23 protein-coding genes are annotated in these 21,705 nt (G+C 65.9%); 15 read left to right on the top strand and 8 right to left on the bottom strand.

Annotated elements, in window-relative coordinates; genetic code table 11:
- Window positions 1–16: 16 nt before the first annotated feature.
- The 3 genes from dnaN to QX048_RS12835 form a co-directional block, all read right to left on the bottom strand.
- The gene (gene dnaN / locus QX048_RS12845) at window positions 17–1,135 is read right to left on the bottom strand and encodes a DNA polymerase III subunit beta (RefSeq protein WP_315751817.1); all 1,119 of its coding nucleotides are present in this window, start codon (window positions 1,133–1,135) and stop codon (window positions 17–19) included.
- Between the two features lie 311 nt (window positions 1,136–1,446).
- A complete protein-coding gene (gene dnaA, locus QX048_RS12840) occupies window positions 1,447–2,886 on the bottom strand; it encodes a chromosomal replication initiator protein DnaA (protein ID WP_315715023.1) in 1,440 nt (479 codons plus the stop codon).
- 180 nt (window positions 2,887–3,066) lie between these two features.
- A complete protein-coding gene (locus QX048_RS12835) occupies window positions 3,067–3,222 on the bottom strand; it encodes a hypothetical protein (RefSeq protein ID WP_315715024.1) in 156 nt (51 codons plus the stop codon).
- 154 nt (window positions 3,223–3,376) lie between these two features.
- On the opposite strand from QX048_RS12835, the gene QX048_RS12830 reads away from it, so the two are divergent.
- Window positions 3,377–3,697: a hypothetical protein gene (locus QX048_RS12830; RefSeq protein ID WP_315715025.1), complete on the top strand. Its 321-nt coding sequence runs from the start codon at window positions 3,377–3,379 to the stop codon at window positions 3,695–3,697.
- Between the two features lie 539 nt (window positions 3,698–4,236).
- On the opposite strand, the gene rpsT is transcribed toward QX048_RS12830, so the two are convergent.
- Entirely contained in the window at window positions 4,237–4,503 is a 267-nt protein-coding gene (gene rpsT, locus QX048_RS12825) for a 30S ribosomal protein S20 (RefSeq protein ID WP_315715026.1), read from the bottom strand.
- Between the two features lie 357 nt (window positions 4,504–4,860).
- Between rpsT and QX048_RS12820 the strand changes: the two genes are divergently transcribed.
- The 3 genes from QX048_RS12820 (at window position 4,861) to QX048_RS12810 (ending at window position 6,913) form a co-directional block, all read left to right on the top strand.
- Window positions 4,861–5,178: a hypothetical protein gene (locus tag QX048_RS12820; protein ID WP_315715027.1), complete on the top strand. Its 318-nt coding sequence runs from the start codon at window positions 4,861–4,863 to the stop codon at window positions 5,176–5,178.
- Window positions 5,179–5,362: 184 nt separating this feature from the next.
- Window positions 5,363–6,019 (top strand): peptide-methionine (S)-S-oxide reductase MsrA, encoded by a 657-nt coding sequence (gene msrA / locus QX048_RS12815; RefSeq protein WP_315751818.1) that lies wholly within the window; start codon window positions 5,363–5,365, stop codon window positions 6,017–6,019.
- A gap of 177 nt (window positions 6,020–6,196) precedes the next feature.
- The gene (locus QX048_RS12810; protein WP_315715029.1) at window positions 6,197–6,913 is read left to right on the top strand and encodes a polysaccharide biosynthesis/export family protein; all 717 of its coding nucleotides are present in this window, start codon (window positions 6,197–6,199) and stop codon (window positions 6,911–6,913) included.
- A gap of 99 nt (window positions 6,914–7,012) precedes the next feature.
- On the opposite strand, the gene QX048_RS12805 is transcribed toward QX048_RS12810, so the two are convergent.
- On the bottom strand, window positions 7,013–7,684 hold the full coding sequence (locus QX048_RS12805; protein ID WP_315825632.1) for a dienelactone hydrolase family protein: 672 nt from the start codon (window positions 7,682–7,684) through the stop codon (window positions 7,013–7,015).
- A gap of 31 nt (window positions 7,685–7,715) precedes the next feature.
- The gene (locus tag QX048_RS12800; RefSeq protein WP_410052168.1) at window positions 7,716–8,030 is read right to left on the bottom strand and encodes a hypothetical protein; all 315 of its coding nucleotides are present in this window, start codon (window positions 8,028–8,030) and stop codon (window positions 7,716–7,718) included.
- A gap of 296 nt (window positions 8,031–8,326) precedes the next feature.
- Between QX048_RS12800 and QX048_RS12795 the strand changes: the two genes are divergently transcribed.
- The 4 genes from QX048_RS12795 (at window position 8,327) to QX048_RS12780 (ending at window position 13,836) form a co-directional block, all read left to right on the top strand.
- Window positions 8,327–8,815 (top strand): (2Fe-2S)-binding protein, encoded by a 489-nt coding sequence (locus tag QX048_RS12795; RefSeq protein ID WP_316194634.1) that lies wholly within the window; start codon window positions 8,327–8,329, stop codon window positions 8,813–8,815.
- Complete coding sequence (locus tag QX048_RS12790) at window positions 8,812–11,094, top strand: xanthine dehydrogenase family protein molybdopterin-binding subunit (RefSeq protein ID WP_316194633.1); 2,283 nt, start codon at window positions 8,812–8,814, stop codon at window positions 11,092–11,094. Before QX048_RS12795 ends, QX048_RS12790 begins: the two co-directional genes overlap by 4 nt.
- A gap of 218 nt (window positions 11,095–11,312) precedes the next feature.
- On the top strand, window positions 11,313–12,422 hold the full coding sequence (locus tag QX048_RS12785) for an HD-GYP domain-containing protein (RefSeq protein WP_315715034.1): 1,110 nt from the start codon (window positions 11,313–11,315) through the stop codon (window positions 12,420–12,422).
- 112 nt (window positions 12,423–12,534) lie between these two features.
- Window positions 12,535–13,836: a cytochrome P450 gene (locus tag QX048_RS12780; protein ID WP_316183721.1), complete on the top strand. Its 1,302-nt coding sequence runs from the start codon at window positions 12,535–12,537 to the stop codon at window positions 13,834–13,836.
- Between the two features lie 8 nt (window positions 13,837–13,844).
- On the opposite strand, the gene QX048_RS12775 is transcribed toward QX048_RS12780, so the two are convergent.
- The gene (locus QX048_RS12775) at window positions 13,845–15,419 is read right to left on the bottom strand and encodes an AMP-binding protein (protein WP_316194632.1); all 1,575 of its coding nucleotides are present in this window, start codon (window positions 15,417–15,419) and stop codon (window positions 13,845–13,847) included.
- Window positions 15,420–15,574: 155 nt separating this feature from the next.
- Here QX048_RS12775 and QX048_RS12770 point away from each other — a divergent pair, with 155 nt between their 5' ends.
- Together QX048_RS12770 and QX048_RS12765 are read left to right on the top strand one after the other, a co-directional pair.
- Window positions 15,575–16,399: an RnfABCDGE type electron transport complex subunit D gene (locus tag QX048_RS12770; protein WP_316173565.1), complete on the top strand. Its 825-nt coding sequence runs from the start codon at window positions 15,575–15,577 to the stop codon at window positions 16,397–16,399.
- The gene (locus QX048_RS12765) at window positions 16,396–17,724 is read left to right on the top strand and encodes a DUF2330 domain-containing protein (protein ID WP_316173567.1); all 1,329 of its coding nucleotides are present in this window, start codon (window positions 16,396–16,398) and stop codon (window positions 17,722–17,724) included. Before QX048_RS12770 ends, QX048_RS12765 begins: the two co-directional genes overlap by 4 nt.
- Window positions 17,725–17,742: 18 nt before the next feature.
- Here QX048_RS12765 and QX048_RS12760 read toward each other — a convergent pair whose 3' ends face one another.
- A complete protein-coding gene (locus QX048_RS12760; RefSeq protein ID WP_316166328.1) occupies window positions 17,743–18,153 on the bottom strand; it encodes a VOC family protein in 411 nt (136 codons plus the stop codon).
- A 111-nt stretch (window positions 18,154–18,264) separates the two neighbouring features.
- On the opposite strand from QX048_RS12760, the gene QX048_RS12755 reads away from it, so the two are divergent.
- The 5 genes from QX048_RS12755 (at window position 18,265) to QX048_RS12735 (ending at window position 21,650) form a co-directional block, all read left to right on the top strand.
- Window positions 18,265–19,239 (top strand): tripartite tricarboxylate transporter substrate binding protein, encoded by a 975-nt coding sequence (locus QX048_RS12755; protein ID WP_316166327.1) that lies wholly within the window; start codon window positions 18,265–18,267, stop codon window positions 19,237–19,239.
- Window positions 19,240–19,447: 208 nt separating this feature from the next.
- Window positions 19,448–19,741: a DUF3551 domain-containing protein gene (locus QX048_RS12750; protein ID WP_315715041.1), complete on the top strand. Its 294-nt coding sequence runs from the start codon at window positions 19,448–19,450 to the stop codon at window positions 19,739–19,741.
- A 144-nt stretch (window positions 19,742–19,885) separates the two neighbouring features.
- Window positions 19,886–20,503 (top strand): hypothetical protein, encoded by a 618-nt coding sequence (locus QX048_RS12745; RefSeq protein WP_315715042.1) that lies wholly within the window; start codon window positions 19,886–19,888, stop codon window positions 20,501–20,503.
- Window positions 20,490–20,870, top strand: coding sequence for a transcriptional regulator (locus QX048_RS12740; RefSeq protein WP_315715043.1), 381 nt, complete (start codon window positions 20,490–20,492; stop codon window positions 20,868–20,870). The genes QX048_RS12745 and QX048_RS12740 overlap by 14 nt, the downstream gene beginning before the upstream one ends.
- Before the next feature lie 36 nt (window positions 20,871–20,906).
- On the top strand, window positions 20,907–21,650 hold the full coding sequence (locus QX048_RS12735; protein WP_315715044.1) for a di-trans,poly-cis-decaprenylcistransferase: 744 nt from the start codon (window positions 20,907–20,909) through the stop codon (window positions 21,648–21,650).
- The last annotated feature ends 55 nt before the right edge of the window (window positions 21,651–21,705 follow it).

The following is a 21,705-nucleotide window of genomic DNA, read 5'->3' as shown; positions in this document are numbered from 1 at the left end:
TCGCAGAAGTCTCGCCTCACACCCGCATCGGCATCAGCACGTACAGCGCATTCCTGTTGTCGCGGTCCTGGATCAATGTCGGCGAGCCTGGATCGGCGAGCCGGAGCACGGCGACCTCGCCCTCGATCTGGGCAGCGATGTCGAGCAGATAGCGCGAGTTGAAGCCGATATCGAGCGCGTCGGCGGCGTATTCAACCTCGAGCTCTTCGGTCGCGCTGCCGGAATCCGGATTGGTCACCGACAGCACCAGCTTGCCGGGCGCCAGCGCCAGCTTCACGGCGCGGCCGCGCTCGGAGGAAATGGTGGAGACGCGGTCGACGGCGGCGGCGAAATCGGCCTTGTCGACGACCAGCTCCTTGTCGTTGTTCTGCGGAATGACGCGGCCGTAATCCGGGAAGGTGCCGTCGATCAGCTTCGAAGTCAGCACCACCTGCCCCAAGGTGAAGCGGATCTTGCCCTGCGACAGCTCGATCCTGATCTCGCTGTCATTGTCCTCGATCAGCCGCTGCACCTCGCCGACGGTCTTGCGCGGCACGATCACGCCGGGCATCTCGGCGGCGCCGGCCGGCTGCGGCAGGTCGACCTGGGCGAGGCGGTGACCGTCGGTGGCGACGGCGCGCAGCGTCGGCTGCTTGGCGGTGCCGCCGGCGTGCAGATAGATGCCGTTCAGGTAATAGCGCGTCTCCTCGGTGGAGATCGCGAACTGCGTGCGGTCGATCAGGCTCTTGATGTCCTTGGCGGGAACCCCGAACGCATGCGTCATGTCGCCTGCGGCGAGATCCGGGAAGTCGCTCTCCGGCAGCGTCTGCAAGGTGAACTTGGAGCGGCCGGCGCGGATCGCGAGCACCGCGCGCTCGCCGTCGCTCTCCAGCACGATCTGCGAGCCGTCCGGCAGCTTGCGGACGATGTCGTAGAACATGTGCGCCGGAACTGTGGTCGAGCCCGCGGTGGCGGTCTCGGCCGCCAGGGTTTCCGTCACTTCGAGATCGAGATCGGTCGCGCGCAGCGACAGCCGGGCATTCTCGGCGCGCACCAGCACATTGCCCAGGATCGGGATGGTGTTGCGGCGCTCGACCACACGATGGACGTGGCCCAGCGACTTCAGGAGCTGTGCGCGTTCGACGGTCACCTTCATTGTATTATACCCGCCCGTTCCAACTGAGCTTGTCCTGGAATGCCGGCGGGCTATAGCAGCGCCGCGGCCGATGGCACCTCGCGCCCGAACGGCGCTTGGCCAGCGTCCAGGAGCGTGAGGGGGAGGCGTAAAGTGGCGCGGATGGGGCTCAAGCGCAAGGGATGCGGAGCCGATTTCCCATGTTTCGGCAGGCTCTTCCGTGACCCGGAGGCGGGGGCCGAGCATGACGTCCGAGGACAGCGTCGAACGGCCGGGACAACGGCCCGGCTGGGGGCGAACCTTCTGTCCGCTCCCCTGGCCGTGCGTGCCCTCTAATCCTGCAACTGGCGCTTCAGCGACTCGACTTCGTCGTTCAGCGCGACGTCCTTGCCGACGAGCGCCTCGATCTTGCGCACCGCATGCAGCACGGTGGTGTGGTCGCGCCCGCCGAAGCGGCGGCCGATCTCGGGCAGCGAGCGCAAGGTCAGCGTCTTGGCGAGGTACATCGCGACCTGGCGCGGGCGCACCACGTTGGCGGTGCGGCGCGACGACAGGAGGTCGGAGCGGCTGACGTTGTACTGCCGCGCCACGACGCGCTGGATGTCCTCGATCTTGATGCGCTTCGGTTCCTGCGGCCGCACCAGGTCGCGCACCTCGCGCTCGGCCATGTCGAGCGTGACCGGCTGGTTGTTGAGCTTGGAATGCGCCAGCAGGCGGTTGATCGCGCCCTCGAGATCGCGGCCGTTATGGGTGATGGAGCGGGCGAGATAGTCGAGCACCGGCTCCGGCACGTCGAAGCTCGCATGATGGGCGCGGGCCGCCGCGACGCGCGACTTGAGAATGCCGAGGCGCAGATCCTCGCCCAAAGTTGCCATCTCGACGACGAGGCCGCCGGCAAGCCGCGAGCGGACGCGATCATCGAGACTTTCGAGGTCGGACGGCGGCCGGTCGGCTGCGATCACAACCTGACGCCCCGCGTCGATCAGCGCATTCAGCGTATGGCAGAACTCCGCCTGGGTGGATTTGCCCTGCAGGAACTGCAGGTCGTCGATCACCAGCACGTCGATGCCGCGCAGCGCCTCCTTGAAGGCCAGCGCCGTCTGCGATTTCAGCGCTGCGACGAAGCCGTACATGAATTTCTCGGCGGTGAGGTACAGCACCTTGCGTTCGCCGCCGGCGTTGCCGGCCCAGGTCACGGCCTGCAGCAGATGCGTCTTGCCCAGCCCGACACCGGCATGGATGTAGAGCGGGTTGAACATCACGGGATCGCCGCGGCGACCGTCGGCGACCTGGCGCGCCGCCGCATGGGCCAGCGTGTTGGCGCGGCCGACGACGAAGCTGGCGAAGGTCAGCCGCGGATCGAGCGGCGAGCCGCCGAGCGCATCATGGCTCGTGGCGAGCGAAGCCGCAGCCGACGCCGTTCGCGCGTCGGCGCTGGTCGCCGGCCTGGCGTCGTTGCGTTCGGCGCGGCGGGCTTCGACGGCGACGGGAGCTTCCTTGACCGGCGCCGCGCAGCGCATCGCGGTGCGAACGGACAGATCGATACGGTGCACCTCCGGCATCTCGGCCTGCCAGCACGACAGCACGCGCTCGGCATAATGCGCCTGGATCCAGCTCTTCAGGAAACGCGTCGGCACCGACAGATGAACGCTTTCGTCCTGGACGGCTTCGAGGTCCATCCGCGCGAACCAGCTCGTATAGACGTCCTCGCCGACGGTCGAGCGCAGCCGACCCTTCACGCGAGACCAGCGTTCCTGTTCCGAATTTGTCATGGCAGTCGCAACTTTTCGAATTGAGTGGTGGTGTCGTGTGATCGCCGGGCAGACGTCCCGTGAAAGGACACGTGTGCCGCAGCGAGACCTCGAGCGGAGGCTCAACTCCAGACATGGCTCGCCGTTCGGCGTGGACGCCGTCGGGCCATCAATGCTGGTGGAAGAAGCTTCTCCGCGAGGTCAGCGCATACTCAGATGCGCGATGGACGCGGGAGGGCCGATCGCCGTGCTGGCAATGGCCGGGCTGGAAATGTCGATCACTTCAGTGTTGACCGCCAAGGGTGCGTTGTCCGGAACCAGCCTGTAGTGTGTGCCCGCAATGTGTCCGTAAAACATGCAACCTCCCCGCCCTGCCGTGATTGCTCACGGCAAGTTGTCATCCCAATGCCGCCGCGCCCGAACCCCAAGATTCAGCCGCACCGCCGTACATCCCCGTCCAACTTGTCCACTCGGTGAGCGAAGCCGCCAGGAGCTCCAGCCGGGTCGACCGATGTCGTATTTCTCTTGTTCAAAGCGGCGCAACGATGATGCTGCGCCCGAGAAATTTCGACAAAGTTCGATCGTTCCCCATATTGCTATGGGTACAGATCCGGCCATCGCTTTGGAAAGCGTCGCCAACGCGCACACCGCCGCCGATTTGCACGTCCGCCCCGTTTCTAAAACCGCGCTGGTCTCAAGATCGTGGGCGCCGCGAGTGATTAAAGAAATACACGATGCGTCAGGACTCGCAATCCATAAGATCGGAGCACGCGTTACGAGTCTTCGCAGCGGTTGCGACGCGGTGTTGCGCGTTAAGAAAGCAACGTTTTGAATCATCGCGAGGAATCTCGGATGTGACAAACAACATCGTCTGCCCAAAATTTCTTCATAATTTTTTTATGTTTCGACCGGCCTCACCCGCTTTTCCAATCACTTGGTCGCGCTATGCACTTAAGTCATTTTCGAAACGATGTTTTTCGCGATTGCTCGAAGCGGGTAACTCCCGCGATGCGCGGTGCGCAAAGTGAGCGGCGCATCGCGCGCTCTTGACATCGATGCGCAAGCGCGGCGCGCAGATTCGCAGCTGTTTCAGATGAGACAATATTGTCACTGAGTAAAAATACGGAACTTCGTGTAGTTCCGACGGAACATGTGTCAGGCGCGCACGACATCGCGCGGGTTCCACCACGCGCGAAGATCGTATTCGCGATGCGATATCACCATCAAGATGTGACCATCAAATGGAGAAGGCGCGGCGAGCGATGGAGGGATGCGCGACAGCGGAACGCGCAATTGAAGATGGCACAAAAGAAAAGCCCGGCGCGAGCCGGGCTGTTTGCATCTTGATAGTTCGTCAGCCGCGCGGTCGCGTCACTTCGCGAGCTTGGCGATCTGATGCGTGAGGCGCGACACTTTGCGGCTCGCGTTGTTCTTGTGAATGATGTTGCGCTGCGCGGCGCGCATCAGCTGCGGCTCGGCATTGGCCATCGCCTTCAGCGCGGCGTCGCGATCGCCCTTCTTGATCGCGTCCTCGACGGAGCGAACCGCGCCGCGCATCTGGGTGCGGCGCGACTTGTTGATGATGGTGCGGCGGGCAATCTTGCGCGTCGCCTTCTTCGCGGAGGTCGTGTTGGCCATGCTCTCAAATATCCTTCGGCGGCGAGCAGTCGCCGCTCTTGCGGGTACGCGCGCGGCCCGCTTGACGCGGCCCCATCGACGCGGTGGGTTGTTCGGACGCCTCTCTGAGAATGCCATGACCGGAGCGGATGCTCGGCGGATCGGCGCTGCTCAAAGAACAGCGGCGGCGGGATTGCGCCCACCGCCAATGGCGACCTTATAGGGGCAGCCCTGCCGAGCGTCAACGGTCTCGGCGCGCCCGCGGCGGCCGGAATCGACCAAAACCCGCTTCTAAGCCCCTGACGAGGTTGAATTTCTGCGGGGCCCCCGCTATGGCCTTGCTGCCCGCAAGGGCGAGCGAGAGAGGGCAGGTGAGGCATGATCCGCGGTTTTTTCCGTCTGGTAGGGCTGTTGCTGCTGGCCGGAAGCTTCATCTTCCTGGTCTATGACGGCGCGCGCTGGGTGGCCGACCAGACCCTGCAGTTCACCCGTTTCGGCCAGCTCTGGAACGACGTCCACCAGGCGAGCCAGGCCGCCTTCAAGGCCTGGATCGAGGCCAAGGCCCCGTTCCTGTGGGAGTGGATCGTCAAGGTATTTTTGGATCAGCCAGTGTTTGCGGTGCTTGGCCTGCTCGGAATCCTGCTGATGCTGCTGTTCCGGCCGCGCAAGCCGCTGATCGGCTACGGGCGCGACTGAGCGCGGCTGTTCGTCTCGCCGCGCCGGCAGCTGTCTTGGATTCCGCTGGCAGCGCGGCGCGGGAACCGCTGGCGCGGCGTAACAGCGCTACTGCCGGACCCGTAGAGCCCTATATATTCCCCTGACAAGAGGTCATCGCGCCGTGGGCCGTCCCGCGGGCGCTGGCCATGAGCGGAGACATCCCATGTTCTTCATGCGCAAAGCCCCTGTCATGCCGTCTGCCGCCGAGGCGCTGCCCGGCCGCGCCCAGCCGATCCCCACCGCCGCGACGCATTTCGTCAACGGTCGCCGCCTGTTGCCGCCCTATCCGGACGGCCTCGAGCAGGCCGTGTTCGGGCTCGGCTGCTTCTGGGGCGCGGAGCGCAAGTTCTGGCAGCTCGGTGACGGCATCCACGTCACCGCCGTCGGCTATGCCGGAGGCCATACGCCGAACCCGACCTACGAGGAGGTGTGCTCGGGGCAGACGGCGCACACGGAGGTCGTGCTGGTGGTGTTCGATCCCAAGATCATGTCCTACGAGCGCCTCCTGAAGACGTTCTGGGAGAGCCACGACCCGACCCAGGGCATGCGTCAGGGCAACGACGTCGGCACGCAATATCGCTCGGCGATCTACACGTTCAGCGACGCGCAGCGCGAGGCGGCCGAGGCGTCGAAGACGGCCTACGAGTCGGCGCTGCGCGCCAAGGGGCTCGGAGCGATTACGACGGAGATCGTCCCGGCAGGGCCGTTCTATTTCGCCGAGGATTATCATCAGCAGTACCTGGCCAAGAATCCGGCCGGATATTGCGGCCTGGGCGGAACGGGCGTCGCGTGCCCGATCGGAGTCGGCGTGAGCGCATAGGCAGGCTGAGCGCGCCCGATCACGGTGAACATCGGATCCCTCTCCCACGCCGTGGGAGGGGGATTTTTTCGGGCGGCTTTGACCGTCGCCCGCTTGCGACGGGGACTACACGCGCCAACGGTTTGTTAACCTTAACCGCGCATGACTAGCGCACATCCTCATTCAAGGATTGTTCGAGTGCGCGCGTTGTTTGTTCCGGTCATTGCCGTCCTGTCCGCGATCCTGTTGTCGGGCTGCATGCAGACGATCTCCCCCGTCGCTGCCGTCCAGCCGCAGAGCGATCTCGACGCGATGGCCTATGGAACGCCTTCCACCGGCCCGGTTGCCGCCACCGGGCAGGGCGGGGCGATCCCGGCGCTGCGCAACTCGTTCGCTGCCGCCACCGGCGCAGGCGCCTATGTCGTTCCCGCCGGCTATGCGCCAGCGCGCCGCGACTCCGCCTATCATCTCGACGCCGGCGACAAGCTGCGCGTCGTCGTCTACGGCCAGGAGGGCCTGACCAACACCTATGCGATCGATGCGTCCGGATCGATCACGATGCCGCTGATCGGCAGCGTGCCGGCGCGCGGCCGCACCACCGCCGGCCTCGCTGCCGAGATCACCGCCAAGCTGCGCAACGGCTACATCCGCGAGCCCTCGGTGGCCGTCGAGATCGAAGCCTATCGCCCGTTCTTCATCCTCGGCGAGGTGCAGGCGCCCGGCCAATACCCCTACGTGCCCAACATGACGGTGGAGAGCGCGATCGCGATCGCCGGCGGCTTCTCGCCTCGGGCGCGGCGCGACGTCGTCACCCTGACCCACACCGATGCTTCCGGGGCCGCGCGCTACGAGGTGCCGCTCGGCACCTCGCTCAAGCCGGGCGACACCATCCAGGTCGGCGAGCGCTGGTTCTGATCTCCGCACGAGTGATTGCGGCTCAACGCCTACCTGAGCACCTGCGTCGACCTGACGCTGAGTGACGCGAGGCTCCTCGCAATGACGGTGGTTGGACGTTCAGTGCAGGTGCTGCGCAAAGAACGCCAGGCTGCGCGTCCAGGCAAGATCGGCGCTCGGCTGGTCGTAGCTGGCGCGCTCGTCGCAACCGAACCCGTGCTGTGCGCCGGGATAGACGAAGATCTCGACGTCCGGCCGCTTGGCCTTGATGGCCTCGACGTCGCGCAAGGGGATGCCCGCGTCCTTCTCGCCGAAATGTAGCTGGGTCGGCACCGTCGGCTTGTCGTCGGCGAACCGCGCGACAGCGCCGCCGTAATAGCCGACGGCAGCGCGGAGGCCCGACAGCTTGGTCGCAGCCGCATAGGCGATGCTGCCGCCGAGGCAGAAACCGATGATGCCGACCGGCCCAACATTCTTCACGCCGTCGATTGCGGCCTGGGTGTCGCGCAAAAAGGCCGCCCAATCCGGATTGGCGACGAACTTGCGCGCGACCGCGATCTCGTCGGGCGAATAGCCTGAGGTGAAGCCGGGCTCGACGCGGTCGAATATCGCCGGCGCGATGGCAACGTAACCCGCGGCGGCGAGGCGGTCGCAGACGTTGCGGATGTGATGGTTGACACCGAAGATCTCCTGGATGACGACCAGCGCGCCCTTTGCAGTTCCCGTCGGATCGGCGCGATAGGCGCCGAGCTGGAAGCCGTCGGATGCCGTCAGCTTGATATCTTGTCCCACGTTCTGTCCTCTTGCGGTCGTCAGGCGCGCGTCAGCGCCACATCCAGTTGGTGCCGTAGTCCTCTTTCCAGCCGGTCAGCCGTCCCCTGCGGAACTTCAGGTAGAGGCGGTGATGGTGCGGGACCAGTCCGCTGCCGCCGAGATTACGCAGTGCCAGAAAGGTCTCGTTGCCGGGCGCGCCGTTCAGATAGATCAACGGCTGCTCCAGCACGCGCGATGTCTCACCGACATCCATGCCGAAGGCAAGCGGCGCGACGTTGGATAACGTCGCTGTGAAAGGCGCGTCGGCGACGCCGAGCGTCTGCCCCGCCGCAGCAGGGCTTAGGGCCGACAGGCTCGGCAGCATGGCCGCAGCCAGGCACAGCGTCATACGTACGGATGGTCTCATGGGCTGAAATCTCCTTTCGCTGTCGGCGTTGGCCGCACCTTCTTAGCGTGCCCGGCGTCACCAGCCCAGCATCGTTCGCGCTGCACAACGCAAATGCCGTTTCATGTGGCAGGCCGGCGTTCAAATCCCGTTGCGTCGCCGTCGCAACGCGATCATTCTTATGATGGCTGGCATCTATCCGGTGGGTCCCAGCGAATCGATAAAACCGAACTTCGCCGTAAGCGAAGTCGCACGCCGGGCGGGGAAGAAACCAAATGCCCAATCTCACCATCAACGGGCGGACCATGTCCGTCGACGCGGCGCACGACACGCCGCTGCTATGGGTCATCCGCGAGCAGTTGCAGATGACCGGCACCAAGTTCGGCTGCGGCGCCGGGCTGTGCGGCGCCTGCACCGTGCATGTCAACGGCGAGGCCGTGCGCTCGTGCCAGACCATGGTCGGCGACGTCGCGAACAAGAAGATCACCACCATCGAGGGGCTGTCGCAGAAGGGCGATCATCCCTTGCAGAAGGCGTGGATCGCCGAGCAGGTGCCGCAATGCGGCTACTGCCAGTCCGGCCAGATCATGCAGGCGGCCTCGCTGCTCGCCAAGACCACGAGCCCGACCAAGGAGGAGATCGTCGCGCATATGGACGGCAATCTCTGCCGCTGCATGACCTATTCGCGGATTCAGAAGGCGATCCAGCGCGCCGCGTCCGAAATGCGCACCGCGTCCAACTCGAGCGACCGGAGAGCGACATGAACCAGCACGTCAAAACCAATTCCTCGGTCGCGACCGATCTCAGCCGCCGCTCCTTTCTGGTCGGCACCGCCGCCACCGGCCTCGTGCTCGGCTATGCCGGCCTCGCCGACAGCGCACTGGCGGCCGCGGCGCCGGCCAATTTCGAACCCAGCGTCTGGTATGCGATCGCGCCGGATGGCCTGGTCACCGTGACCTGCGGCAAGGCCGACATGGGCCAGCACATTGCGTCCACCATGGCGCAGATCGTCTGCGAGGAGCTCGGCGCGGCCTGGAAGGACATGCGGGTCCAGCTCGCCTCCAACGATCCGAAGTTCAACGATCCCGTGCTCGGCGCCCAGATCACGGGCGGCAGCTGGAGCACGATGATGAACTTCGATGCCATGAGCCGCGCCGGCGCCGCGGGCCGCATCGCGCTCACCGAGGCCGCTGCGACCGCGATGGGCGTGCCGGCCAAGGAGCTCGTGGTGCGCGACGGCGTCGTGATGCATCCGAAGTCCAAGAAGCAGATGAGCTACGCCGAGATCGTCAGGAGCGGCAAGATCACCAAGAGCTTCACGCCTGACGAATTGAAGGCGCTGACGCTGAAGACGCCCGATCAGTACACGATGATCGGCGTCTCGGTGCCGCAGCTCGACATTCCCTCCAAGACCAACGGCACGGCGAAATATGGCATCGATACGATGCTGCCGGGCATGGTCTACGGCAAGGTCGTCACGCCGCCGGTGCGCTTCGGCGCGACGGTCACGGCGGTCGACGACTCCGAGGCCAAGAAGGTGCCGGGCTTCATCAAGGCGGTGACGCTCGACGACAAGACCGGCTCGACCTCGGGCTGGGTGGTGGCGGTCGCCAACACCTATGCCAACGCCAGGAAGGCGGCGGACGCGCTCAAGATCAGCTATGACAAAGGCCCCTATGCCAATGTCAGCACCGACACCATCATCACCGAGGCGATGCGGCTGCAGGCGCAGGACGATGCCGGGCAGTTCTTCGTCAAGGACGGCGATCCAGTTGCAGCGATGTCGGGCGCGGCCAAGGTGCTGGAGGCGGAGTACACCACCAGCATCAACATCCATGCGCCGCTGGAGCCGATGAACGCGACCGCCGAGTTCAAGGGTGACATCCTGCACATCTACACCGGCAATCAGTTCGCGACCCGTTCCGGCGCGATTGCGGCGGCTGCGGCCGGGATCGATCCGAAATACGTCGTGATGCACCAGGCCTGGCTCGGCGGCGGCTTCGGCCGCAGGCTCGATGCCGACATGATGGTGCCGGCGGTGCAGGCGGCCAAGGCGGTCGGCAAGCCGGTCAAGGTGATCTACTCCCGCGAGAACGACATGACGATGGACTACTCGCGGCCGCTCACCTACCAGAAGGTCAAGGCCGGGCTCGACAGCAACGGCAAGCTGATCGCGCTCAGCCATGACGTCGTCTCGGCCTGGCCGACGGCGCGCTGGGGCATCCCGGACTTCCTGTCGCCCTCGGTCGACAAGAAGGGCCCGCTCGACTCGTTCACGGTCAATGGCGCCGACTTCTTCTACACCGTGCCCAATCACCATGTGCGCGCGATCAAGAACGAGCTCGCGCATAATGCGACGCCATCGGGACAACTCCGTTCGGTGGCGCCGGGTTGGACGTTCTGGGCGGTCGAGAGCATGATCGACGAGATCGCGGTGGCCTCGGGGCAGGACCCGGCGCAGTTCCGCATTGCGCTGCTCGACGGCAAGGGCAAGAACGACGGCGGCGCGCAGCGATTGCGCAACACGCTGCTGGCGGCGATGGGCCTGTCCGGCTACGGCGCCAGGAAGCTCCCGCCAGGCGAAGGCATGGGCGTCTCCTGCGTTTCATCGCAGGAGCGTGCCACGGCGAGCTGGACGGCGTGCGTCGCCCATGTCGCGGTTGCGCCCACGGGCGCGGTCACGGTGAAGAAGCTCACGGTGGCGACCGATGTCGGCACCCAGGTGCATCCCGACAACATCCGCGCCCAGGTCGAGGGCGCGGCGCTGTGGGGGCTGTCGCTGGCGATGTACGAGAAGGCGACGCTGAAGGACGGCGGCATCGAGCAGACCAATTTCGACAGCTACACGCCGCTGCGGATGAGCCAGGTGCCGGAGGTCGCGATCGCCGTGATCGCCAATGGCGAGAAGGCGACCGGCGTCGGCGAGCCTGCGGTGACCGTGGTCGCGCCGGCGCTCGGCAACGCCATCTACAATGCCTGTGGCGCGCGGCTGCGCTCGCTGCCGATCACCGCCGCAGCGGTCAAGGCGGCGATGAAGGCCTAGCGTCGCCGCGAGACCATTCCTGTATCTGGGAACCGCCGGAGCTCGTCTCCGGCGGTTCTTTTTTGCGCTGCGGTCAGGTTCCCGCGCGGCACGATTTGAATGATCCCCTTAACGTCTCGCTCACCTGAAACGATACAGCTTGAATGATCGGCTTAAGCCGCGACGAACCCGTATCCCGGTAACTTGCATGGGCAGCAAACCGCAGGGGGCGAGCACGTATGAGCGCGACAGCCAAGCAGACCGTGACCCAGACCGCGAACAGGCGCCATCTCCTGCTCGCGTCGGATCGCGGTGACCAGAGCAGCGAGCTGGCGCGCATCCTGCGCTCGGTCGGCGACGTCGACATGATGCCGACCACCGAAATCCCCGAGAACCCCGGCAACCGCTTCTCCGGCGTCATCGTCGACATCAACCTGCGTTCGCCCGAGAGCGTGCAGCGGGTGCGCAAGAAGCTGTCGTCACGCGCCTATAGCGACGTGCCGCGGCTGTTCGTGCTCGCGGAGGCGCTGCACCACGCCACCATGCAGGCATGGGCGCTCGGCGCCACCGATACCATCGCGCGGCCGTTCAGCCCCGCCGACGTGCTGCAGCGCATCCGCTCGGCGCTTCCCGCCGACGACGGCTATGACGAGACCGATCGCGGCAAGCTGCTCAATCGCGGCGTCGAGGCCGCGCAGGCCATCATGGTCAAGATCTTCGAGAAGCTGCCCACCGGCGCGCATCTGACGATGGAGGACATCGTCGCGGCCGAGAACAAGATCCTGAAGGCGATCAAGCACTCCTCGCTGCGCGAATGGATGACCGTGGTCGGCTGTCATCACAACGACACCTATCGGCATTGCCTGTTCGTGACCGGCCTTGCGGTCGGCTTCTCGATTCATCTGGGCATGCGCGACGACGACCAGCGCCGGCTGGTCCGCGCGGCGCTGCTGCACGACGTCGGCAAGGCGTTCATCCCGGTCGCGATCCTCGACAAGCAGGGCAAGCTGACGGCGGAAGAGATCGCGCTGCTTCGCCAGCATCCGCGCCGCGGCTACGAGGCGCTGTGGCGGCAGGGCGGCTTCCCGCCGGAGATGCTCGACGTCATCCTGCATCACCACGAATTCCTCGACGGCTCCGGCTATCCCGACGCGCTGCACAACGAGCAGATCAGCGACATCGTGCGCCTCACCACGATCGTGGACATCTACGCCGCGCTGATCGAGCACCGCGCCTATCGGCCGGCCTTCACCCATGCGCGCGCGTTCCAGATCATGGAGAACATGGGCCCGAAGCTCGACCAGCAGCTGCTACAGGCGTTCCGCCCGGTCGCGATGGGCGCGCATTGACGCGATCGCCTGAGAGCGCATCCATCGCCCGAGGGTAGCCGCTCGACGCAAGTGCATCTCGGCCGAGGCGCACTATCCTACCCGCCAATCGGTGAAAGGCGGGAGGAGCAGCATGGGCGCAGCCGAACAGGCCGGCGAGGTCATTCCCGGGCACATCGCCGCCGCGCTGGTCGATCCGGCCTGTTATGCCGACCACCGCATCCATGATGCCTATCGCTGGCTGCGCGCCAACAATCCGCTCGGGCGGGCCGAGCTCGATGCGTTCGATCCGTTCTGGGTGGTGACGCGGCACGCTGACATTCTCGCCATCAGCCGTCAGAACGATCTGTTCCACAATGCCGACCGTGCGACCACGCTGACCAACAAGGCGGTGCTGGAGCGCGTTCACAAGATTACCGGCCAGCCCAATCTCGTGCGTTCGCTGGTGCAGATGGATGCGCCGGACCATCCGAAATATCGCGCGCTGACGCAGGGCTGGTTCATGCCGGCCAACATCGCCAAGTTCGAGCCGCGCATTCGCGAGATCGCGCGGGCGACCGTCGGCCGCATGGCGGCGAAGGCCGCGGCGAATGGCGGCGTCTGCGATTTCGTCGCCGACGTCGCGCTCCATTATCCGCTGCACGTGATCATGGAGATTCTCGGCGTGCCGGAGGAGGACGAGCCGCGCATGCTCAAGCTGACGCAGGAGCTGTTCGGCCCGCAGGATCCGGACACGGCGCGGGTGCGGGAGGCGCTGTCGGCCGAGGTGTTCGCGGCGATGCTGCAGGCGGTGGTGGCCGATTTCGCCGCCTACTTCCAGCGCATCACCGAAGACCGCAAGGCTCATCCGCGCGACGATCTCGCCACCGTCATTGCCAACGCCAGGATCAATGGCGAGGACATGCCGCTGCACGACCGCACCAGCTACTACATGATCGTGGCGACCGCGGGTCACGACACGACGTCGTCGTCCACGGCAGGCGCGATCTGGGCGCTGGCGGAAGATCCCGAGCAGTTCGCGCGCGTCAAAGCCAATCCCGAGCTGATCCCGGGCCTCGTCGACGAGGCGATCCGCTGGATGACGCCGGTCAAGCATTTCATGCGCAGCGCCACCGCCGACACCGAGCTCGGCGGACGCAGGATCGCCAAGGGCGACTGGCTGATGCTGTGCTACGCGTCCGGCAATCGCGACGAGGCGGTGTTCGAGCAGCCCGACACGTTCCGCTGTGACCGCAAGCCGAACCGCCACGTCGCGTTCGGCTATGGCGCGCATCTCTGCCTCGGCCAGCATCTTGCCAAGCTCGAGATGCGCATCCTGTTCGAGGAACTGCTGCCGCGGCTCACATCGCTGTCGCCGGCGGGGCCGGTGCTGATGACGCGGGCAACGTTCGTGAACGGACCAAAGAAGCTGCCGATCCGCGTCACGATGGGCTGACGCGGCGCTCAATCCAGCAGCTTGCGCAGCTCCGCCTTTGCGACCTTCTCCAGGGTCGAGCGCGGCATCTCGTCGACCAGCTTGACCTCGCGCGGCACCTTGAAGTCGGCGAGCCCGGCGCGGCAGGCGGCCAGCACCTTCTCGGGCAGTTCGTCCCGCGCGATCCCGGGCTGCGGGATCACGAACGCGACCGGCACCTCGTCCAGCATCGGATGCTTCCTGGCGACGACGGCGGTCTCGCGTACGCCGGGCACGGTGATGATGACCTGCTCGATCTCGGACGCCGCGACGTTCTCGCCGCCGACCTTGAGCATGTCCTTGGTGCGATCGCCGAACTTGATGAAGCCGTCGGGCAGGCGCGTGACGCGGTCGCCGGTCAGGAAGAAGCCGTCGGCATCGAAGCTCGTGCGCGTCGCTTCGTCGTTGTAGAGATATTCGGCGAACAGCGACAGGCCGGGCACGCCCTTGATGGCGAGATTGCCGGTGGCGCCGACCTCGGTCGGCCGGCCGTCATCGTCGGTGATGCGGATGGTGTATTCCGGCGCCGCGCGGCCGATCGACATCGGCGCGTTCGGCTGATCGACCTCGCCGACGATGCCATGGGTGATGGTCTCGGTCATGCCCCACCAGCCGATGATCTTGATGCCGAACTTGGCGAAGGCGGGCGGCTCGGACACCGCCGTGCCCCACAGCCGGAACTTGTGATGCTTCGGTACCTCCTGGTCGAGCAGCGCCTTCATGCAGAACGGGATGGTCGAGGTCCAGGTGCTGCCATGCTCGAGCGCCGCGCTCCAGAACCGGCGCGCGGAGAAGCGCGGCTGGATCACGCAGGTCGCGCCGACCCAGAGTGTGGCAAGCATCGAATAGGCCAGCGCGTTGGTGTGGAACAGCGGCAGATAGGTCTGGTGCACGTCGCCCTGATGCAGATCCTCATGGACGGCGTTGACCTTGGCGCCCCACAGCGCGTTGGCATGCGTCCACAGCACCGCCTTCGGCCGCGATGTCGTGCCCGAGGTGTATTGCACGCTGCACGGCGCCAGCGGATCGGCCGGCCGCCGCGGCCGATCGGCGCTGTCGGCAAACAGCGCTTCGAAGCGCTCGCCTCGTTCGACGGCCGACGCCTCCGCCTGACCCGGATCGTGCGAGATCACGGCGATCCATTTGAGACCGCGGCAACGCGCTGCGATCATCTCGGCATAGGCGGGCTGCGTGATCGCAGCCACCGCGCGACAGTGCTCCGCGAAATAGCTCATCTCGGCGGCTGCCGAGCGCGTGTTGGTCGTGACGGCGAGCGCGCCCAGCTCAACGCAGGCAAACCAGGCAAGCATCGCCTCGATGCAATTGTCGAGATGGATCAGCACGGCATCGCCGGGCTGCACGCCGCGCTTAGCCAGCCCGGCCGCCAATGCGCCGACACGCTCGTGAAACGCGCCATAGGTCCAGCGGCGCGCCGGTGCATCGAACGGCGCCGAGATCAGGAACGGATGATCGCGCCGGGTGTCGCTGCGCAGCTTCAACAGCCACGGCACGTCCATGCCGTCGAACGGCGTCACCGTGCCCGCTGCCATTGTCGTTCCCTTCATCTTCGCTCCCGTCGTTCTTGAGTACGGCCTGTCTCCGGCCGCTTCGTTCTCGTCGTCATCTTCTGCCACCTTGCGTCGCCGCGATCAAATCGGGATTGAACCCGTCTCCGTTCGCGGGCGACCAATGGCGCGGCAAGACACGCCCGGAGGTTTGCATGCAGGCCGAGCCACGACCATGGCGGCTGCCCGATGCCCGCTATTTCCAGATCGCGGCATTGGCGACGCTGCTGGCGATCAATTTCGCCATGATCGATTTCGGCGCGCGTCCCGCAGCGAGCGTGGTCGCGGTCGCCATGGCGCTGCTCGCGCAAGTGGTCTGCTGCCGCATCTCCGGCGCGCCGCTCGATCTCAAGTCACCGCTGATCACCGGCCTGTCGCTCAGCCTGCTGTTGCGCGCCGACGCGCTGTGGCTGCATGCGGCGGCAGCCGTGATCGCCATCGGCTCGAAATTCGTGCTGCGCGTCGACGGCAAGCACGTGTTCAACCCGGCGGGGCTGGCGATCGTGGTGCTGCTGTTCAGCTCCAAGGGCGTGTGGATCTCGCCCGGCCAATGGGGGACGGAGATCTGGTTCGCGAGCCTCGCCGGCTTCTTCGCGATCCTGGTGCTCGGCGCCTCCCGACGCGCGGACATCGCAGTCTATTTCTTCGCCAGCCATGCCGCACTGCTGCTGCTGCGTGCCGCCTGGCTCGGCGATCCCCTGGCGATTCCGCTGCATCAGTTGCAGAGCGGCTCGCTGCTGATCTTCACCTTCTTCATGATCTCCGACCCGCGCACCTCGCCGGACTCGCGCGTCGGCCGGCTGCTGTTCGCGCTGAGCGTTGCGGTCGCGGCGCACTACCTCACCTTCGCCATGCAGATGCGGCCGGCGCTCTACGTGTCGCTGATCGCGCTGTCGCCGCTCACGCTGCTGCTCGACCGGCTCGTCCCTGAGACCCGCTTTTCCTGGCGTTCGCCCGTTCCCGAAGGAGTGTCGACATGACCCTGCGTTACAGCAAGCTCTTCCGCACCGGCGTCGCGGCCGCCGCGATCCTGGCGAACGCAGCGATGGCGCCCGCGAATGCCTTTTGCGGCTTCTATGTCGCCCAGGCCGACGCGAAGCTGTTCAACCAGTCATCGAAGGTCGTGCTGGCCCGCGACGGCGAGCAGACGGCGATCACGATGGCCAGCGACTTCGAGGGCGACGTGAAGGAGTTCGCGGTGGTCGTCCCCGTGCCGACCTTCATCGAGCGCAAGCAGATCGGCGTGGTCGAGCCGAAGACCATCGACCATCTCGACAAATACACCGCGCCGCGGCTGGTCGAATATCATGATGCCGATCCATGCGCGCCGGTCGTCGTTGCGGCGCGGGCGATGCCGGCGGCGCCGATGATGGCAGGCGCTGTCTACGAAATGACCCGGCGGAACTACGGCGTCACCGTCGAGGCCAGCTACGACGTCGCCGAATACGACGTGCTGATCCTGTCGGCGCAGGAGAGCGACGGACTGACGCGCTGGCTGACCGACAACGACTATCGCATCCCGCAAGGCGCCGAGGCCGTGCTCGGCAGCTACATCAGGCAGGGCATGCGGTTCTTCGTCGCGAAGGTCAATGCCGAGCGGATGAAGGGGATCGGCAACGGCTCCCTGCGGCCCCTGCAGGTGCGCTACCGGAGCGCCAAGTTCATGGTGCCGCTGCGGCTCGGCACGGTCAACGCCAGGGGACCGCAGGACCTGATCATCTATGCGCTCACCAGGAGCGGCCGCATCGAGGCGGCCAACTATCGAACGGTGAAGATCCCATCCGATATCGATGTTCCGCTCTATGTGAAGGACGAGTTCGGGCCGTTCTACAAGGCGCTGTTCGAGCGGGCGGTCGCGCGCGAGAACATGCAGGCGGTGTTCGTGGAATATGCCTGGGACATGGGATGGTGCGACCCCTGCGCCGCCGATCCCATGAGCAACAAGGAACTGGTCGAGCTCGGCGCGCGCTGGATCGGCAGCGACGATGACACCGCCTTCAGTCTCCGCCGGGGCACGGCCGGAGCCAGCGCCTTCGTGACCCGGCTGCACGTGCGCTACGATGCGAAGTCCTTCCCCGAGGACATCGTCTTCGCCGAGACCAAGGACCGCAGCAATTTCCAGGGTCGCTATGTCCAGCACCATCCCTGGCGCGGCGAGGCGTCCTGTGCCGCGGCGAAGACCTACCGGGACAGTCTCGCCGCGCGTTTCGCCACGCAGGCGACGGATCTCGCGCAACTGACCGGATGGTCGCGCAGCGAGATCATCGCGAAAATGGACAAGAGCGGCGAGACCGTGACGAAATGACCTAAGGGCGGCCTCGGCTCAATCCTGATACGACGAGATCTCGATCAGGCTGCCGTCGGGGTCGCGGCAATACACCGACCGCAGCGTGCCGCGCGCGCCCTGCTTGGCGACCGGGCCTTCCTCGATGGCGATCCCGAGCGCACTGAGATGCGCCACCACCTCGTCGGGGGTGCTGGTGGTGAGGAAGCAGAGGTCGTCGCTGCCGGCCGCGACATGGTCGGCCGTGAACCAATCGACCTTGTCCGCGTCCTTCGGTCGCACGTTGATCTTCTGGTTCCCGAATAGCAGCGACGTGCGCCTCGCCTTGCCTTGTCCGGGATCGAACACCTGGACCGTCATGCCCAGCACCTGTTGGTACCACGCCGTCGTGCGGTCCACGTCGGCGACATTGATGACCAGATGATCGAGCGCATCGACCTTGACCGGCATGGGCTCTTCCCTCCTGATGGGGCATCGATCTCGCCGCAATCGCGGCACTCTGCTACAATCGATCCCGGCGGCTCGTTAACCGCCGCTCAACGATAATGCCTGAGGAAACGCATGATTTCACGTCGTACCGCGCTTGGTCTGATCGCCTCCGCCGTCCCGTCCATCGCTGGCGTTCGCAAGGCGTCCGCGGCCGACTATCCCACCCGTCCCGTCCGCTTCGTGGTGGGTTATCCTCCGGGCGGCGCGACCGACATCCTAGCGCGGCTGATCGGCCAGCGGCTGTCCGAGACGCTCGGTCAGCAGTTCATCGTCGAGAACAAGCCGGGGGCCGGCAACAATATCGGCACCGATGCCGTCGTGAACGCGGCGGCCGACGGCTACACCGTGCTGCTGGTCAATCCGGCCAACTACATCAATGCGAGCCTCTACACCAATCTCAAGTTCAACTTCGTCCGCGACATCGCGCCGGTGGCCTCGTTCAACCGCGTCCCCAACGTGATGACCGTCAACAAGGACATCGAGGCCAAAAACGTCGCCGAGTTCATCGCCTATCTCAAGGCAAACCCCGGCAAGGTGAACATGGCCTCGTCCGGCAACGGCACCTCGGTGCATCTGTCGGGTGAGATGTTCATGGCGATGACCGGAACCAAGATGCAACACGTGCCCTATCGCGGCGCGGCGCCCGCGATCACCGACATGCTCGGCGGCCAGGTGCAGGTCATCTTCGACAACATGCCCTCCATCATCCAGCACATCCGCTCCGGCTCGTTGCGAGCGCTCGGCGTCACCACGCAGCAGCGTTCGCCGCAATTGCCGGACGTCCAGGCCGTCGCCGAGACCGTACCCGGTTACGAGGCGAGCGCGCTGTTCGGCATCGGCGCGCCGAAGAACACGCCAAAGGAGATCGTCGAGAAGCTCAACAAGCAGGTCAACACCATCCTGGCCGAGCCCGAGATCAAGGCCCGTCTGGTCGATCTCGGCGGCGAGCCGCTGATCCAGTCGCCGGAGCAGTTCGGCGCCCAGATCGCCGCCGAGACCGAGAAGTGGAAGAAGGTCGTCGAGTTCGCCGGCCTGAAGGTCGAATGAGTCGACCTGGCGACGCCGCAATCGCTGGGCCGCGTGCCGCGACGGGTCTTCGATGAGGCGCCGGCCCGCGAGACGGGCGTCGAGGGCTGAAGGTGACGTGCCGCGCATGCGACACGTCACGGCCTTGGTTGGTGATCCGTTCCGCCGATTTGTCGTTTTTTGACCATGCCGGTGTGGTGCAACCCTCCGGCCAAAAGAGGAACAGATCATGCGCAAGGTTATGATGATGGCAGCCGGCCTCGTCGGCGTTGCACTTGGTGGCGGTATCGCGCCGGCCTCCGCAGGCGGTTACGACTATCCCTGGTGTGTGCAGGGCCGAGGCGTCGGTTACCCCGGCGACTGCTCCTATCAGACCTTCGAGCAATGCCGGGCGAGTGCCTCCGGGCGCAATGCAGGCTGTGGCATCAATCCGCGCGTCGCGTTCGATCCTGCCCGCCGCGGCCCCTCGGTCTATGTCGACATGCCGCCGCCGCGCCGCGTGCACCGCTATCAGTATTACTGACGCCTCTACGGAGCGGGTCGGCACGCGCGGCCAAGCGGCTGACGCAGGCGCGCTTCCGGAATCGCGCGGGCTTGCATCGACTTTGCGTTCGTATATACTTTGTATTGCAAAGTTAAACGAGCCGTTCCGGGCCTCAGGTGAGACATGCGCGACCTCGATAAGGCGCTGGCGGACATCATCGCGATCCGCAGCCAGCTTGCGGCGGGCACGGCATTTCGCGGCTACGGGCCGGCGACGATGGCCGCGACCTCGGCCGTAGCGCTGGTCACTGCGCTGCTTCAGCAGCTGTTTCTGCGCGACCCGACGGCCGACGCGTGGACGTTCCTGCTCGGATGGGCGGCGGCAGCCTGCGTGTCGCTGACGATGATCTGGTTCGAGATGCGGGCGCGGTCGCGCCGGCATCATTCCGGCCTTGCGGACGCGATGATTCATCAGGCGGTCGAGCAGTTCCTGCCAGCGGGCATCGCTGGCGTCCTGCTCGCGGTGCTGCTGTGGAAGTTCGCGCCGGAGGCGCTGTGGATGCTGCCGGGCCTGTGGCAGATCCTGATGTCGCTCGGCGTGTTCGCGTCGGTGCGCTCGCTGCCACGCACGGTGGCGCTTGCCGGGGCGTTCTATTTCATGGCCGGCTTCGCCGTGCTGCTGGTCGGCAGCGCCACGCATGCGCTGTCGCCATGGACGATGGGGCTTCCGTTCGCGATCGGACAGGGGCTGATGGCGGGCATTCTGTATTTTGCGACCGGAGAGTCCGATGTCGAAGACTGACGGCAGCGCGCCGTTCTCCTATGACGGCCTCGATCGCGTCATCCACGAGAAGGCACGGCTCGGCCTGCTCACCTCGCTGATGGCGCACCCGAAGGGTCTCGCTTTTGCCGACCTCAAGCAGCTCTGCGGGCTGACGGACGGCAATCTGTCCCGCCATCTGCAGGTGTTGCAGGAAGCCGGTCTCGTCGAGGTCACCAAGGGCTATGAGGGCAATCGCCCACATACCACCTGCCGGCTGACCAAGGCGGGACGCCGCCGCTTCCTCGATTATCTCGCCGTGCTCGAGCGCCTCGTCCGCGACGCCGCGGCGGCTGCCGGCAAGGAACATACGCCATCGTCGGTCGGCCTGATCCCGGGCCGCATCTGAATCGCGCATCGCACTTTTTCGACCTGGAGCTTTGCAATGCAAAGTAGTCTGCAACCTAAATCGCCTGCTGTGGTGGATGGCCTGCATGTCGGCATCATCATGGACGGGAACGGCCGCTGGGCGACGCGCAAGGGCCTGTCGCGGCTGCGCGGGCACGAGGCGGGGGTCGAGGCGATCCGGCGCGTCGTCGAAGCCGCGCCCGACCAGGGCATTGGGACGCTGACGCTGTATGCGTTCTCCAGCGACAATTGGCGACGCCCACGTGCCGAGGTCGCCGCCTTGATGGCGCTGTTGCGGGTCTATCTCGCCAGCGAGGTGGAGTCGCTGGTACGCAACGGCGTCCGCCTCACCGTGATCGGCCGTCGCGACCGGTTGCCCGGCGGCATCGCCGACGCGATCGGCCGGGCCGAGGCGGCAACCCGCGACGGCAGCACCCTGCATCTGCGCATCGCCGTCGACTATTCGGCGCGCGACGCGATCCTCGAGGCCGCGGCGAAGGCCCGCGAAATCGACGGCCTGACGCGTGCGGCGTTCTCCGACCTCGTGACCGGCGAAGCCGGCTTGCGCGACGTCGATCTGATCATCCGCACCTCCGGCGAGCAGCGCCTGTCCGATTTCCTGCTCTGGGAAGGCGCCTATGCCGAGCTGCATTTCACCCAGCGGATGTGGCCCGATTTCGATGCCGCAGATCTCGCGCAGGCGCTCGCCTCGTTCCGCAGCCGCGAGCGCCGCTTCGGAGGACTCGAGGCGGTGCCGCTGGCGCCGGCACCGGTCGCCTGACGACGGCCCAATCTTTCCGCACATCGGGGAATCATCTACCGCTTGCAGCACGAGC

The sequence above is a fragment of the Bradyrhizobium sp. SZCCHNS30572 genome (assembly GCF_032484415.1).
Lineage (GTDB): Bacteria > Pseudomonadota > Alphaproteobacteria > Rhizobiales > Xanthobacteraceae > Bradyrhizobium.
The sequence above is the reverse complement of the archived record's forward strand: the minus strand, read 5'-3'. Positions and strand labels throughout refer to the sequence as shown.

What these genes read in the sequence shown, in the direction of transcription:
- QX048_RS12770 (WP_316173565.1), top strand. Translation starts at nt 15,575, where the DNA reads ATGCAGGCCGAGCCACGACCATGGCGGCTGCCCGATGCCCGCTATTTC.
- QX048_RS12780 (WP_316183721.1), top strand. Translation starts at nt 12,535, where the DNA reads ATGGGCGCAGCCGAACAGGCCGGCGAGGTCATTCCCGGGCACATCGCC.
- dnaA (WP_315715023.1), bottom strand. Translation starts at nt 2,886, where the DNA reads ATGACAAATTCGGAACAGGAACGCTGGTCTCGCGTGAAGGGTCGGCTG.
- dnaN (WP_315751817.1), bottom strand. Translation starts at nt 1,135, where the DNA reads ATGAAGGTGACCGTCGAACGCGCACAGCTCCTGAAGTCGCTGGGCCAC.
- QX048_RS12775 (WP_316194632.1), bottom strand. Translation starts at nt 15,419, where the DNA reads ATGAAGGGAACGACAATGGCAGCGGGCACGGTGACGCCGTTCGACGGC.
- QX048_RS12785 (WP_315715034.1), top strand. Translation starts at nt 11,313, where the DNA reads ATGAGCGCGACAGCCAAGCAGACCGTGACCCAGACCGCGAACAGGCGC.
- QX048_RS12750 (WP_315715041.1), top strand. Translation starts at nt 19,448, where the DNA reads ATGCGCAAGGTTATGATGATGGCAGCCGGCCTCGTCGGCGTTGCACTT.
- QX048_RS12790 (WP_316194633.1), top strand. Translation starts at nt 8,812, where the DNA reads ATGAACCAGCACGTCAAAACCAATTCCTCGGTCGCGACCGATCTCAGC.
- QX048_RS12760 (WP_316166328.1), bottom strand. Translation starts at nt 18,153, where the DNA reads ATGCCGGTCAAGGTCGATGCGCTCGATCATCTGGTCATCAATGTCGCC.
- QX048_RS12745 (WP_315715042.1), top strand. Translation starts at nt 19,886, where the DNA reads ATGCGCGACCTCGATAAGGCGCTGGCGGACATCATCGCGATCCGCAGC.
- QX048_RS12800 (WP_410052168.1), bottom strand. Translation starts at nt 8,030, where the DNA reads ATGCTGCCGAGCCTGTCGGCCCTAAGCCCTGCTGCGGCGGGGCAGACG.
- QX048_RS12820 (WP_315715027.1), top strand. Translation starts at nt 4,861, where the DNA reads ATGATCCGCGGTTTTTTCCGTCTGGTAGGGCTGTTGCTGCTGGCCGGA.
- QX048_RS12755 (WP_316166327.1), top strand. Translation starts at nt 18,265, where the DNA reads ATGATTTCACGTCGTACCGCGCTTGGTCTGATCGCCTCCGCCGTCCCG.
- msrA (WP_315751818.1), top strand. Translation starts at nt 5,363, where the DNA reads ATGTTCTTCATGCGCAAAGCCCCTGTCATGCCGTCTGCCGCCGAGGCG.
- QX048_RS12835 (WP_315715024.1), bottom strand. Translation starts at nt 3,222, where the DNA reads ATGTTTTACGGACACATTGCGGGCACACACTACAGGCTGGTTCCGGAC.
- QX048_RS12830 (WP_315715025.1), top strand. Translation starts at nt 3,377, where the DNA reads ATGTCGTATTTCTCTTGTTCAAAGCGGCGCAACGATGATGCTGCGCCC.
- QX048_RS12795 (WP_316194634.1), top strand. Translation starts at nt 8,327, where the DNA reads ATGCCCAATCTCACCATCAACGGGCGGACCATGTCCGTCGACGCGGCG.
- QX048_RS12765 (WP_316173567.1), top strand. Translation starts at nt 16,396, where the DNA reads ATGACCCTGCGTTACAGCAAGCTCTTCCGCACCGGCGTCGCGGCCGCC.
- QX048_RS12740 (WP_315715043.1), top strand. Translation starts at nt 20,490, where the DNA reads ATGTCGAAGACTGACGGCAGCGCGCCGTTCTCCTATGACGGCCTCGAT.
- rpsT (WP_315715026.1), bottom strand. Translation starts at nt 4,503, where the DNA reads ATGGCCAACACGACCTCCGCGAAGAAGGCGACGCGCAAGATTGCCCGC.
- QX048_RS12735 (WP_315715044.1), top strand. Translation starts at nt 20,907, where the DNA reads ATGCAAAGTAGTCTGCAACCTAAATCGCCTGCTGTGGTGGATGGCCTG.